We start from the raw sequence: 13,200 nt of genomic DNA on the forward strand, positions 1-13,200 counted from the left end.
CGACCATCGCATGGCTATCTCCAAGCACACCCCCGCCCTGTTCAACGAAGGCCTGCCGGACCCGCGCCTGCAGCAGTTCCGCATGCGCCGTCTGCAGGTGCACAACTGGGGCACCTTCAACGGCCTGACCGAAGTGCCGATCGCCGAGCGCGGCTTCCTGTTCGTCGGCCGTTCCGGCTCGGGCAAGTCGACCCTGCTCGATGCCATGTCCGCGCTGCTGACGCCGCCGGCCATCGTCGACTTCAACGCCGCCGCGCGCGAAGCAGAGCGCAGTGGCCGCGACCGCAACCTGGTGTCCTACGTGCGTGGCGCGTGGGCCGACCAGCAGGACAGCGGCACCGGCGAAATCGCCACCCAGTACCTGCGCAAGGGTGCCACCTGGACCGCGCTGGTGCTGGAATACCGCGCCGGCGATGGCCGCGTGGTCAGCCTCGTGCGTCTGCTGTGGATCTCCGGCAACGGCACCTCGGCCGGCGATGTGCGCAAGCACTACATGATCGCCGAGCGCCCGTTCGACATCGCCAAGGATCTTGGGGGTTTCGACCTGGACCTACGCAAGCTCAAGCAGAAGCTGTCCGACCTGCACCACTTCGACACCTTCTCCGGCTACGCCGAGCGCTTCCGCGACCTGCTCGGCATCGACAATGAGATGGCGCTGCGCCTGCTGCACAAGACGCAGTCGGCGAAGAACCTGGGCGACCTCAATGTCTTCCTGCGCGACTTCATGCTCGACACGCCGAAGACCTTCGACGCGGCCGAGCGCCTGGTCAGCGATTTCGCCGAGCTCGATGGCGCGCACCAGGCGGTGGTCACCGCGCGCCGCCAGGTGGAAACCCTGCTGCCGGCACGCGCCTACTACAACGATCTGAAGGAAATGCACCGCCAGCGTGGCGACGACGAAGCGCTGAAGCTCGGCGTCGACAGCTTCCGCGAAAGCCGCCGCCAGGCGCTGATCGAAGCACGCCTGCGCGAGATGGACGTGCGTGACCGTGGCCTGCTGGGCGAGGAAGCCCAGCGCCGTGCCGCACTCGACAACCACACCGAGCGCCTGGCCGAGCTGGAACTGCAGCGCCGCCAACAGGGCGGTGAGCGCATCGAGGAACTGGAACGCGAACAGGGCCGTGCCGAAGCCGAGCGCGACCGCCGCCAGGCCAAGCGCGAGCAGGCACGCCAGGCCGCGCAGCAGCTGCAGACGGAACTGCCGGATGACGCCCACGGCTTCGCCGAGCTGGTCGAGCGTGCGCAGAACGAGCTGCAGGACCGCCAGCGTGCATCTTCGGCGCTGGACGACGCGATCAGCGATCGCCTGGGTGGCAAGCGCGATGACGAGCGCCGCTTCGGTGAAGTCCGTGCGGAACTCGAAGCGATGCAGCGCACGCCGTCCAACATCCCGGCGCCGATGCAGAAGCTGCGCGCGCGCCTGGCTGAGGAAACCGGTATCGCCGAGGCGGCGCTGCCGTTCGTCGGCGAGCTGATCCAGGTCCGCTCGGAAGAGCAGGGCTGGCAGGGGGCCATCGAGCGCGTGCTGGGCGGTTTCGCGCTGTCGCTGCTGGTCGATGACAAGCATTACAACGACGTGGCCGAGTGGGTGAACCGTACCCACCTGGGCATGCGCTTCACCTATTACCGCGTGCGCCGCAACGACGATGCGTTCGCCCGCGAGCCGTCGGCGAAGTCGCTGCTGCACAAGCTGGAACTGCGCGAGCATGTGTTCGAAAGCTGGCTGCGGCGCGAACTCGGCAAGCGCTTCGACTACGAATGCGTCGATGCCAAGCAGCTGCGCAACGTCGACCGCGGTATCACCCGCGAAGGCCAGGTCAAGCACCCGGGCGACCGTTTCGAGAAGGACGACCGCAGCGCTGTTGGCGATCGCCGTCGCTGGATCCTCGGCTTCAACAACCACGACAAGGTGGGCGCTTTCGAGCGCGAAGCGCAGGAACTGGCCAAGCGCATCGCCAGCTGCGAGACCGACATCGCGCGCCTGCGCGGCCAGCGTGACCGCGACAACGAACGCCGCCTGGCCTGCCACGAGCTGGTCAGCATCAGCTGGAACGAGATCGACATCGCCGCGCCGCAGCAGCGCCTGAGCGATATCGAAGCGACTCTGCGCGATCTGCGCGAAGGCAACGCCGACCTGGCCAAGCTGGCCAAGCAGATCGACGCGGTGCGCGCCGACATCGAACAGTCGCGCCGCACCTATGAAGACGTCCGCGTCGAGCGTGGCCAGCTGGTCAAGGAACGTGATCGCCTCGACCGCGCACGCCAGCAGAGCCGTGCGCTGGTGCTGCCGAGCCTGGCCCAGAAGCAGGAAGCCGGCCTTGCCGAGCGCCTGCAGGAACAGGGCCCGCTCAGCCTGGAAACGCTGGAAGCGCACATGCGCCAAGTCAGCAACGCGCTGAACGAGCAGCTGTCCTCCTCGCAGCAGGACCTCAACCGCATCGAGAACCAGCTGATCGGCTGCTTCCGCCGCTTCATCCAGCAGTGGCCGGAGGAATCGGGCGACTTCACCGTGTCGGTGGCGTCGGCCGAGGACTTCCTCGCCCGCCTCGAACGCCTGGAGCGCGATGGCCTGCCGCAGCACGAAGAGCGCTTCTTCGACCTGCTGCAGAACCAGAGCAAGAACAACCTGCTGGCGCTGCAGCGCCATAGTGCCGAAGCCCGCAAGTCGATCGGCCAGCGCCTGGACGAAGTGAACGCCAGCCTGGAACAGGTGCCGTTCAACCGTGGCACGTTGCTGACCATCGAACTGAGCGACCGCCGTCTGCCGGAAGTGGGCGAGTTCCACCTGCAGCTGCGCGAGGTGCTGTCGCAGCAGCAGACCGAGCAGCGCGAGCTGGCCGAGTCGCAGTTCACCGTACTGCGCCAGCTGGTCAACCGCCTCGGCTCGCAGGAAGGCGAGGACAAGCGCTGGCGTGAGCTGGTGCTGGACGTGCGCATGCACGTGGAGTTCATCGGCGTCGAGCTGGATGCGGAAACGCGCCAGCAGGTCGAGATCTACCGCAGCGGCGCCGGCAAGTCCGGCGGCCAGCGCCAGAAGCTGGCCACCACCTGCCTCGCCGCCGCGCTGCGCTACCAGTTGGGTGGTGCCGACAGCCAGCTGCCCAGCTATGCCGCCGTCGTGCTCGACGAAGCCTTCGACAAGGCCGACAACGAGTTCACTGCGCTGGCAATGAACATCTTCGACAACTTCGGCTTCCAGATGGTCGTCGCCACACCGCTGAAGTCGGTGATGACGCTGGAACCGTTCATCGGTGGTGCTTGCTTCGTCGAAATCAGCGGCCGCCACGATTCGGGCGTCCTGCTCATCGAGTACGACGAAGAAGGCAAGCGCCTGAAGCTGCCCGAGCGCAGCCGGCAGCAGGCCAACGAACCGGAAGAAGCCGAGGCCTGACTGCCTCGGCCGGCACTCTCCTGTAGAGCCGAGCCATGCTCGGCTGCTCTGCGCGACCGGCAACAGCGGGCCAACCAAGGTTGGCACCTACCAGATCATGTTGCGCCCTTATGCCCCGCGGAACGTATCCCACGCCATCCGTGCGATCAGCACCACCACCAGCCCCACGAACAGCTTGCGGATGAACGGCGTGCCGCCCTTCAGCGCCAGGCGCGTGCCCACCACCGAACCGATGATGTTGGCTGCTGCCATCGGCAGCGCGAACAGCCACAGGATGTTGCCGGTCGGCACGAAGAACGAGATCGCTGCAACATTCGTCGCCAGGTTCACCACCTTCGATGCCGCTGAAGCGCGCAGGAAATCCAGACCGAAGAAGCGCACGAACAGGAAGATCAGGAAGCTGCCGGTGCCCGGCCCGAAGAAGCCGTCGTAGAAGCCGATCGCCGCACCGATCGCCAGCGCGATCGCCAGCTCGCGCCGGCCGATCTCCTGTGGCCGGTGCAGCGCGCCGAAATCCTTCTTCCACAGGGTGTAGGCCAGCATCGCGACCAGCAGGACCAGCACCAGCGGCCGCACCGCATCCTTCGGCAGCAGGCTCACCGCGGTGGCGCCGGCGAAGGAGAAGATGAAGGCCGTGCCGGCCGCGAACAATACCGGCTTCCACGGGAAGCGCACATTGCGCGCATATCGCCAGGCGGCAGCGCCGGTGCCGAACATCGAGCTGAACTTGTTGGTACCGAACAGCATCGCAGGCGTCTGCTGCGGCAGCACCGTGAACAGACCGGGTAGCTGCACCAGCCCACCGCCACCGACGGCGGCATCGACCAGGCCGGCGATGAAGGCGATCACCACCAGCCACCACAACTCAGGGGGAACCAGTTCCAGCACGGCGATCAATCAAAGTGGGGGCGCGACAGCATACGCCTGTCCTGCATCGGCTGACCCACGCCCCGCGTGGATCAATCCGCACAAGCCGGCGACAATGCGCGCATGAGCCGAAACCCTGCCGATCCCTGTCCCTGCGGCCTGCCCGCCGAATACGCCGCCTGCTGTGGTCGTTTCCATGCCGGCGAAGCCGCCCCAGATGCCGAACGCCTGATGCGCTCGCGCTACAGCGCATACGTGCGGGGCCTGGCCGACTACCTGCGCCAGAGCTGGCACCCGGAGACCCGTCCTGCCGAGCTGTCACTCGACGATGCGCCGGGCCAGCGTACGCACTGGCTGGGCCTGACCGTGCACGAACACACGGTCACCGGTGCCGACAGCGCCGAAGTGCGTTTCACCGCACGCTACCGGGTGGGCGGCGGCAGTGCGGTGAAGATGACCGAGCACAGCCGCTTCCTGCGCATCGACGGCCGTTGGTACTACCTCGACGCGGTCTGAGCCTCAGCCGCCGCGCACCGCCAGCACGCGCTGGCCGCCGTGCGCGCGGACCTGGTTGCGGCCCTCGTCCTTGGCCACGTACAGCGCCTGGTCGGCGGCCTTGATCACCGCCACCGGGCGGGGGTCCACGCGGCTGTCGGCCAGCCCGATGCTGACCGTCACCTGCACTACCTGGCCGCTGCCGCCGCGCCCGCGCTGCTGGCGACCGGTCTCGTCGTCGCGGCTGCGCGTACCGCGGTCGCGCAACTGCATGCGGGTGTCCTCGATGCTCTGGCGCAGCGCTTCCACCGCGTCCACGCAGGCCGCCGCCGGCCGGTCGAGGAAAACCACCGCGAACTCCTCGCCGCCGTAGCGGAACGCGCGGCCTCCGTCGCCAACCCGCGCGAGCCGCGAGGCCACCAGTCGCAGTACATCGTCGCCGGTATCGTGGCCGTGGGTGTCGTTGAACGATTTGAAGTGGTCCACATCCACCATCGCGATGCTGTAGGTGCCCCGCGCCCGCTGCAGGGTCTCGTTGAACGCGCGCCGTCCCGGCAGGCCGGTCAGTTCATCGCGGAACGCCATGTGGAATGACTCCTGCAGCATCGCGCCCAGCATCAGCAGCAGCGCGGCACTGCTCAGCGCCGGCAGCAGCACCGGCTGCAGGAACACCCGCGGCAGCATCCACCACAGGCACAGCAGCGCCAGCAGCATCGCCGTGTGCAGCGGGCGAGGGCGCTGCCAGGCCAGCCAGCCCAGGGCCGTGGTGGCGGTCAGGAACAGCAGGGCCGGCAGCTGTGCCAGCGCATTCCAGTCGCTCGGAATCCAGGCGAAGTGCCGGTTCGACAGCAGGTCATGCATGCCCTGCGGCTGCTGCGCGGCCAGCAGGGCGAAGATCGCCAGCAGGGTGCCGCTACCGATCCCGCGCAGCAGCAGGTCCTGGCGCCGCCGGCCACGCTCGGGCCACAGCGCATGCAAGGTAAACAGCAGCGGCAGCCAGGCGGATACCGCATGGAAGCGCAGCGGCGTCAGCGGGCTGATGTAGCCCAGCCGCAGGTAGTGGGCGAGGCCGGGGTGCAGCACCGTGAACACGGCCGCCACCAGCAACAGCATGCACAAGGTGCGCACCTGGTTGTACATCAGCGCCAGCCCCGCACCCAGGCAGGCCAGCAACCAAGGCAGCACGCGCTGGCCGGCTCGGCCGACATCCTCGTCGCCCAGGGTAGCCCACAGCACCAGTGCGACCAGCAGGGCGGGCAGCACGAACAGGTAATGCGCAGGCTGGCGGAGCGGATGATCGGACAAGCGGTAATTCCAGCGCGGTCACTACACGGTCGCAGCACTGCCGTTAGCGGCGTTGGCGCAGGGTTCTTGAATGGGCGCGATGTGAATGCGCTGCCGCCATGCGATGACATCGCGCTCACCCGCGGCAGACGAAGCTGGTGCCCATGGACAGCGCAACCCTCGCCGTCGCTGCCCCGCAGCGTGAACTCGCCAGCCACTTCGCCCATGTGCGTGGACGCAGCCAGCAACTGGCGGCACCGCTCAGCGCCGAAGACGCGATGCTGCAGAGCATGGACGATGCCAGCCCGGCCAAATGGCACCTGGCCCACACCACCTGGTTCTTCGAGCGCTTCGTGCTGGCCAGCGTACGCGGCCACCAGCCGTGGGATCCGGCCTGGGACTTTCTCTTCAACAGTTACTACAAGAGCCTCGGCCCGGCCCATGCCCGCCCACGCCGTGGCCTGCTGTCGCGGCCCTCGCTGCAGCAGGTGCGCGACTATCGCCGGCACGTCGATGAGCAGCTGCTGGCGCGCCTGGCCGACGGCGATCTCGGTGAAGAGGCGCTGCAGCACCTGCAGCTGGGCCTGCAGCACGAACAGCAGCACCAGGAACTGCTGCTGACCGACATCAAGCACGCCCTGTGGTGCAACCCGCTGCAGCCGCCCTATCGCGAAGACCTCGCGGCGGTCACCAGCGTGCACAGCGCACAGGGATGGGTTGCGCGGGAAGAACGCATCGTCAGCGTCGGTGCAGCGCGTTGGCCGCAGCACGCGCCCTTCGCCTACGACAACGAATCACCACCGCACCGCGTGCTGCTGCCTGCACACGCCATCGCCGAGCGCCCGCTCAGCAACGGCGAGTACCGTGCCTTCGTCGATGCCGGCGGCTACCGTGATCCGCGCTGGTGGCTCAGCGAAGGCTGGGCCCTGTGCGAGGCTGAAGGCTGGCAGCACCCACTGTACTGGCACGACGACCTGCAGCACGAGTACACCCTCGGCGGCTGGCGCGCGCTCGATCCACATGCGCCGGTCTGCCACCTCAGCTATTACGAAGCCGACGCCTGCGCGCGTTGGCATGAGGCACGGCTGCCGACCGAATTCGAATGGGAGGCGGCCGCCGCCACGCAGCCGCCCAGCGGGCACTTCGCCGATGACGACGGGCTGCATCCGCATGCAGGGCAGGGCACGGGCCTGCGCCAGCTGTTCGGCGATGTCTGGGAATGGACCTCCAGCGCCTATGGCGCTTACCCCGGCTTCCAGCCCTTCGGCGGCAACCTGGGCGAGTACAACGGCAAATTCATGTGTGGCCAGTGGGTGTTGCGCGGCGGCAGCTGCGCCACCCCGCGTGGCCACGTCCGCAGCAGTTACCGCAACTTCTTTAATCCACCGGCGCGCTGGCAGTTCTCCGGCGTGCGCCTGGCGAGGGATCTTCCATGAGTACCGTGCAGGACGCGCTGCAGGCGCTGACCGACCTCACTCCCGGCCGCCAGCAGATCATGGCCGACGCCGTGGCCGGCCTTTCGTGCGCCACACGCCAGCTGCCGTCCAAGTATTTCTACGACGCGCGCGGGTCGCGCCTGTTCGAGCAGATCACCCACACCCGCGAGTACTACCCCACGCGCACCGAGCTGGCCCTGCTCGACCAGGTGCTGCCGGAGATCGCCAGCGCCGTCGGCGCCCATGCCCACGTGGTCGAACTGGGCAGTGGCAGTGGTCGCAAGACCGCCCTGCTGCTGGCTGCCCTGCACGATCCGGTGGCCTACACCCCCATCGAAATCTCGCGCGCCGCGCTGCTGTCCAGCATCGACCACCTGGCCCCGGCGCTGCCGCAGGTGGAGATGCTGCCGGTCTGCGCCGACTTCACCCGCCCGGTGCAGGTCCCCGAACCGGAACGCCAGGCCGCGCGGCGCCTGTTGTTCTTCCCCGGTTCCACGCTGGGCAACTTCGCCGGCGAAGAGGCCATCGCCCTGCTGCGCGCGATGCGCCAGACCATGGGCGATGACGGCCTGGCGCTGGTCGGCATCGACCTGCACAAGGACCCGGCGCTGATCGAGGCCGCCTACAACGATGCCGATGGCATCACCGCAGCGTTCACCCTCAATCTGCTGGCCCGCCTCAACCGCGAGGTCGGCAGTGATTTTGATCTTGATGGCTTCCGCCACCAGGCCCGCTACAGCACCGCGCGCCTGCGCATCGAAACCGACCTGGTCAGCCAGCGCGAACAGGACGTGCACCTGGACGGTCAGACCTTCCACTTCCAGGCCGGCGAACCGATCCGGGTCGAGTACAGCCACAAGTACACCGATGACAGCTTCAACCACTTGGTGCAGCAGGCCGGGCTGGAAACCATCGCCCACTGGAATGCGTCCGATCCGGCGTACGGCCTGCGCCTGCTGCGCGCCTCGGCTCCGCATCGGTAGCGCCGGGCCGTGGCTGGCGGATGCCAGGCCGTCTGCCCGCGCTAACATGGCCCCAGCACCGGCAACACAGAGGACGCCATGCCCTTGATGACCACGCTCGGCCTGGCCGCCGCGCTGGCCGCGCCGTTGACGGCGCAACCGACACCTGCCGCTGATCCGGCCTTTGCCCGCTGCATGACGCAGCTGCAGGCAACGGCCGCCAGGCAGGGCATTGCCGCGGATCGCTTCGCTGCCATCAGCGCCGGCCTGCAGCCCGACCCCAGCGTGCTGCCGCTGCTGGATGCGCAGCCGGAATTCACCACGCCGATCTGGGATTACCTGGCCGCGCTGGTTGATCGCCCGCGGGTGGACGATGGCCGCGCCATGCTGCAGCAGCATCGCGATCTGTTGCAGCGGGTATCGGCGCAGTATGGCGTCGATCCGGCAACGATCGTCGCCGTATGGGGTGTGGAAAGCGATTATGGCCGCGTGTTCGGCAAGCGTCCGCTGCTGCAGTCGCTGGCCACGCTGTCCTGTGCCGGCCGTCGCCAGCCCTTCTTCCGTGGCGAACTGCTGGCGCTCATCAAGCTGATCGAGCAGGGCGACCTGCAGGCGCAGGGACTCACCGGCTCCTGGGCCGGTGCCTTCGGCCACACCCAGTTCATGCCCAGCACCTATGCGCGCATCGCCGTCGACGGTGATGGCGATGGCCGCCGCGATCTGGTGGCCAGCATTCCCGACGCACTGGCCTCCACCGCCAACTATCTCAAGCGCGCCGGTTGGCGCAGCGGCGAACCGTGGGGCATGGAAGTGCGTATTCCCGAGGGTTTCAGGACGGCGCAGGCCGGGCGCACCCAGCGTCGCGCGCTGGCCGACTGGCGCGCACTGGGCATCACCGGCCTGGATGGCAGCGCCCTCGCACCGCAGGGCCTGCCGGCCGACGCCCGCGCGGCCCTGCTGCTGCCCGCCGGCAACAAAGGCCCGGCGCTGCTGGTGTTCCGCAACTACGATGCGATCTACAGCTACAACGCCGCCGAGAGCTACGCGCTGGCCATCGCCACCCTGGCCGACCGTCTGCGTGGCCGCAACGGCCTGGCGACCGCCTGGCCCACCGATGATCCCGGCCTCGGCCGCGACGAGCGCCGCCAGCTGCAGACCCTGCTGCTGGCCCGTGGCCACGATATCGGCAGCGCCGATGGCATGATCGGCAACGCCAGCCGGCGCGCGATCCAGGTCGAGCAGCGCCGCCTGGGCTGGGCCGAGGCCGATGGCCGCCCCGGCCAGCGCATCCTGCGTGCGCTGCAGGCCGAACCGCGCACGCCGGCCACGCCCACCCGTTTCAGTCTTCCCGCCAACTACAGTGCCGCGCAGTCGCCGGCCTTACGGAGTCGATCCACCGTGCAACAGATCCAGGGTGTCAGCAGCGGCCAGTTCCAGGGACTCGATGCCTGGCTGGTGGAAACCCCCGAGGCCACCGCCGCCATCAGCGTGTTCGGCGGCCAGCTGCTGTCCTACGTGCCCAAGGGCCAGCCCGACGTGATGTGGCTGTCGCCCAAGCGGGCCGAGCTGCCTACGCCCATCCGTGGCGGCAGTCCGGTGTGCTGGCCTTACTTCGGCCGCCAGGGCCAGGGCAATGACGTGCCGGCGCACGGCTTCGTCCGCACCCTGCCGTGGGAACTGCAGCAGGCACGCCGCCTCGACGACGGCAGCATCGAGCTGACCCTGGCGCCGCCGGCGCTGCAGGATCTCGGCCTGCGCCTGACCATGACCGTGCGCGTGGGCCGCGAGCTGCGCCAGCAGCTGGTCACCGAGAACACCGGCAGCGCACCGGCCACCTTCACCCAGGCCCTGCACAACTACTTCCGCGTGGGCGATGCCACCCGTGTGGAAGTGGACGGCGTGGACGGGGTGACCTACCAGGACAAGTACGAGAACTACGCCCAGACCCGCCGCCAGCAGGGGCCGTGGTCGTTGCGCGACCCGCGCGATCCGGGCCGCAGCGACCGCATCTACAGCCCGGCCGGCGGCCGCTACGTGCTGCGCGATCCGGTGCTCAAGCGCCGTATCGAACTGCGTACCGAAGGCAGCCGTGCGCTGGTGGCCTGGAACCCCGGCGCGGAAGCGGCAGCGAAGATGACCGACGTCGGCGACGGCTGGCGTGACTACGTCTGCCTGGAGGCCGCCAACGCCGGTCCGGATATCGTGACCGTGGCCCCGGGCGGTCGCCACGTGCTGGTGCAGGTGCTGTCCAGCCAGCCCCAGCCCTGAGCGGGGTCCGGTTACAGACAAGGAGCGATGCATGCAGGAAGCACAGTGGTTCTACGCCAACAGCAGCCAGCGCGAGGGGCCGGTCGACCTGGCCGGCCTGCGGCAGCTGCAGGCCGAGGGCAGGGTAGGGGCCGCCACCCTGCTCTGGTGCGAGGGCATGCCGAGCTGGCGCCCGCTGGCCGAACTCGACGCGTCAACCCAGACGGCCGACGTCGCAGCCCCATCGGTTGTCGTCGACCGTGGGATCGATGACCCCTACCGCGCGCCCGACACGGCGTCGGCGCTGCTGGCCGGCTCCGCGCAGGACAGCCAGCCATTGCAAGGCGAGATGGCGCTGTACGCCGCGGTGGTCGGCCGCAACTTCGCCCTGTACCGGCGGCGCTGGCGGCTGGACCAGGGCCTGCCCAGCGCGTCCGGCACCTGGCATTGGCCCGCGTTCCTGTTCGGCCTGCCGTGGATGATGTACCGGCGCATGTACCGGGTGGCGATGCTGTGGATCGCCGTGCTGGTGGTCAGCAGCGTGGCCGAAGCCCTGCTCGACGTGCCGCAGGCCTTCTCGTCCATCTCAAGCCTGGCGCTGGGCGTTACCGCCGGCGTGTTCGCCAATCACTGGTACCTGCGGCACTGCCAGCGCCAGATCGCCCAGGCCCGCGCGCTGAAGGGGAACGACCCGGTCGCGCTCCAACAGGAACTGGCCCGGCGCGGCGACGTCAGCTGGCTGGGCCTGGTGCTCAGCCTTGTTGCAGTGCTGGCATTGCTGGTGGGCCTGGCGTTCCTGCCGACGTCCTATTGAGCCTGCACCCTTGGGCGCAGCACCAGCAGGCACAGCGCGCCGGCCACCAGGCCCCAGAAGGCCGAACCGATGCCGGCCAGTGACACGCCGGAGGCGGTGACGAGGAAGGTGACCAGCGCGGCCTCGCGGTCGCGTTCCACGGCCAGTGCGCTGGCCAGGCTGTTGCCGATGGTGCCGAACAGGGCGATGCCGGCCACGCAGGCGACCAGTTCCTTGGGGAAGGCGGCGAACAGCGCCGCCACCGTTGCGCCGAACAGGCCGATCAGGATGTAGAAGGCGCCGGCGGCCATCGCCGCGGTGTAGCGGCGCGCGGGATCCTCATGGGCATCGCGGCCCATGCAGATCGCCGCAGTGATCGCCGCCAGGTTCAGTGCATAGGCGCCGAAGGGCGCCAACACGGTATTGACCACGCCGATCCAGCCGATCACCGGCGAGATGGGCGCGCTGTAACCAGAGGCGCGCATCACCGCCACCCCTGGGATGTTCTGCGAGGCCATGGTCACCACGAACAGGGGCAGGGCGATGCCGGCCACCGCCCGCCACGACAGTGAGGGCGTGACCCAATGCGGGGTGGCCAGCTGCAGATGCAGGTCCTGCGCATGCAGCAGGCCACGGCTGGCGGCGATGATGATGCCGACCAGCAGGGTGGCGATCACCGCATAGCGCGGGAACAGGCGTCGTCCGGCCAGCCAGGTGGCGAACATCGCCAGGGCGAGAACGACCTGGGTGTTCATCGCCACGAACACATCCAGGCCGAAGCGCAACAGCACGCCGGCCAGCATGCCTGCCGCCAGCGCCATCGGCACCCGCTGCATCAGCCGGGCGAAGACGCCCGAGAAGCCGGCAATCATGCCCAGCACCGCGGCGAGCAGGAATGCACCCGTGGCCTCGGACAGCGAGGCGCCACCGGCACCCACCACGAGCATTGCCGCACCCGGGGTCGACCAGGCGGTGACCACGGGCACCCGGTAGCGCAGCGAGAGACCAATACAGGTGACGCCCATGCCCAGGCCGAGCGCCCACATCCACGAAGCGATCTGCGCCTGGTCAGCACCCACGGCCTGTGCGGCCTGGAACACGATCACCGCCGAACTGGCGAAGCCCACCAGCACGGTGATGAAGCCGGCCACGATTGCCGGCATCGAAAGATCGCGCCACCACGTGCGCCGCACCTGCATGTTCATTGCTCGCTCTCCACTGTGCATCCCTGCATTGTGCATCCCTGTATTGATAGGGGTTGCGGCGTTGACCGCGCAACGCGCGGGCAACGCCGCAGTGATCTTCGAGCGCACGTCATGCGTGATGTTGCGGTGCTTCTGTCATCAGCATGCAAAAAAGCGCTTGACGAAATCTGCAGGATCTCTAGAATTCGCTCCCTTGCTGCAGCGCATCGCTTCTTCGGAAACGGCACGCGAACAGTGACGCCACCACCGACGAACGAGATGATCGAACGAAGGTGTTGACGGACTCGAAAAGTCCGGCATAATAGGCGGCTCGCAACGACGAAAGGGCCTCGGGCCCAGCGACGAAGCGGCATCGGCAACAACGTCCACTCCGGTGAGACGGCCTTGAAAAAAGGTGTTGACGAAGCGGAAAAGCCGGCTATAATGGGCGGCTCGCTACGAAGGAAACTTCGCAGCACACGGGAACGGCGCTGAGGCCACTTCCCCGGATCTTTGAAAGTATGCGCAGGTATCTTGTGAA

The 13,200-nt window shown here is 68.2% G+C and carries 9 protein-coding genes; 6 read left to right on the forward strand and 3 right to left on the reverse strand.

The features are described 5' to 3' along the window. The first annotated feature begins 10 nt into the window (after positions 1-10). Positions 11-3,391, forward strand: a complete 3,381-nt coding sequence (locus AC5P8Z_RS15545; RefSeq protein ID WP_286070418.1) for an ATP-binding protein — start codon at positions 11-13, stop codon at positions 3,389-3,391. 108 nt (positions 3,392-3,499) lie between these two features. On the opposite strand, the gene AC5P8Z_RS15550 is transcribed toward AC5P8Z_RS15545, so the two are convergent. Further along, a complete protein-coding gene (locus AC5P8Z_RS15550) occupies positions 3,500-4,279 on the reverse strand; it encodes a sulfite exporter TauE/SafE family protein (RefSeq protein WP_286070417.1) in 780 nt (259 codons plus the stop codon). Between the two features lie 102 nt (positions 4,280-4,381). On the opposite strand from AC5P8Z_RS15550, the gene AC5P8Z_RS15555 reads away from it, so the two are divergent. After that, positions 4,382-4,774, forward strand: a complete 393-nt coding sequence (locus tag AC5P8Z_RS15555; RefSeq protein ID WP_286070416.1) for a YchJ family protein — start codon at positions 4,382-4,384, stop codon at positions 4,772-4,774. A gap of 3 nt (positions 4,775-4,777) precedes the next feature. On the opposite strand, the gene AC5P8Z_RS15560 is transcribed toward AC5P8Z_RS15555, so the two are convergent. After that, the gene (locus AC5P8Z_RS15560; RefSeq protein WP_495229451.1) at positions 4,778-6,058 is read right to left on the reverse strand and encodes a GGDEF domain-containing protein; all 1,281 of its coding nucleotides are present in this window, start codon (positions 6,056-6,058) and stop codon (positions 4,778-4,780) included. Between the two features lie 143 nt (positions 6,059-6,201). Between AC5P8Z_RS15560 and egtB the strand changes: the two genes are divergently transcribed. From egtB to AC5P8Z_RS15580, 4 genes are all read left to right on the forward strand, one after another. Next, complete coding sequence (egtB, locus tag AC5P8Z_RS15565) at positions 6,202-7,473, forward strand: ergothioneine biosynthesis protein EgtB (protein ID WP_286070414.1); 1,272 nt, start codon at positions 6,202-6,204, stop codon at positions 7,471-7,473. Further along, complete coding sequence (egtD, locus tag AC5P8Z_RS15570; RefSeq protein WP_286070413.1) at positions 7,470-8,456, forward strand: L-histidine N(alpha)-methyltransferase; 987 nt, start codon at positions 7,470-7,472, stop codon at positions 8,454-8,456. The genes egtB and egtD overlap by 4 nt, the downstream gene beginning before the upstream one ends. 87 nt (positions 8,457-8,543) lie before the next feature. Next, positions 8,544-10,703 (forward strand): lytic murein transglycosylase, encoded by a 2,160-nt coding sequence (locus AC5P8Z_RS15575; protein WP_495229457.1) that lies wholly within the window; start codon positions 8,544-8,546, stop codon positions 10,701-10,703. Positions 10,704-10,734: 31 nt separating this feature from the next. After that, positions 10,735-11,496 (forward strand): GYF domain-containing protein, encoded by a 762-nt coding sequence (locus AC5P8Z_RS15580; RefSeq protein ID WP_495229452.1) that lies wholly within the window; start codon positions 10,735-10,737, stop codon positions 11,494-11,496. Here the strand turns inward: AC5P8Z_RS15580 and AC5P8Z_RS15585 are convergent. Further along, the gene (locus tag AC5P8Z_RS15585) at positions 11,490-12,680 is read right to left on the reverse strand and encodes a benzoate/H(+) symporter BenE family transporter (protein WP_125429042.1); all 1,191 of its coding nucleotides are present in this window, start codon (positions 12,678-12,680) and stop codon (positions 11,490-11,492) included. The two genes, AC5P8Z_RS15580 and AC5P8Z_RS15585, sit on opposite strands and share 7 nt — an antisense overlap. Positions 12,681-13,200: the final 520 nt, after the last annotated feature.

Source organism: Stenotrophomonas sp. YJH_SMC_17, assembly GCF_059371655.1.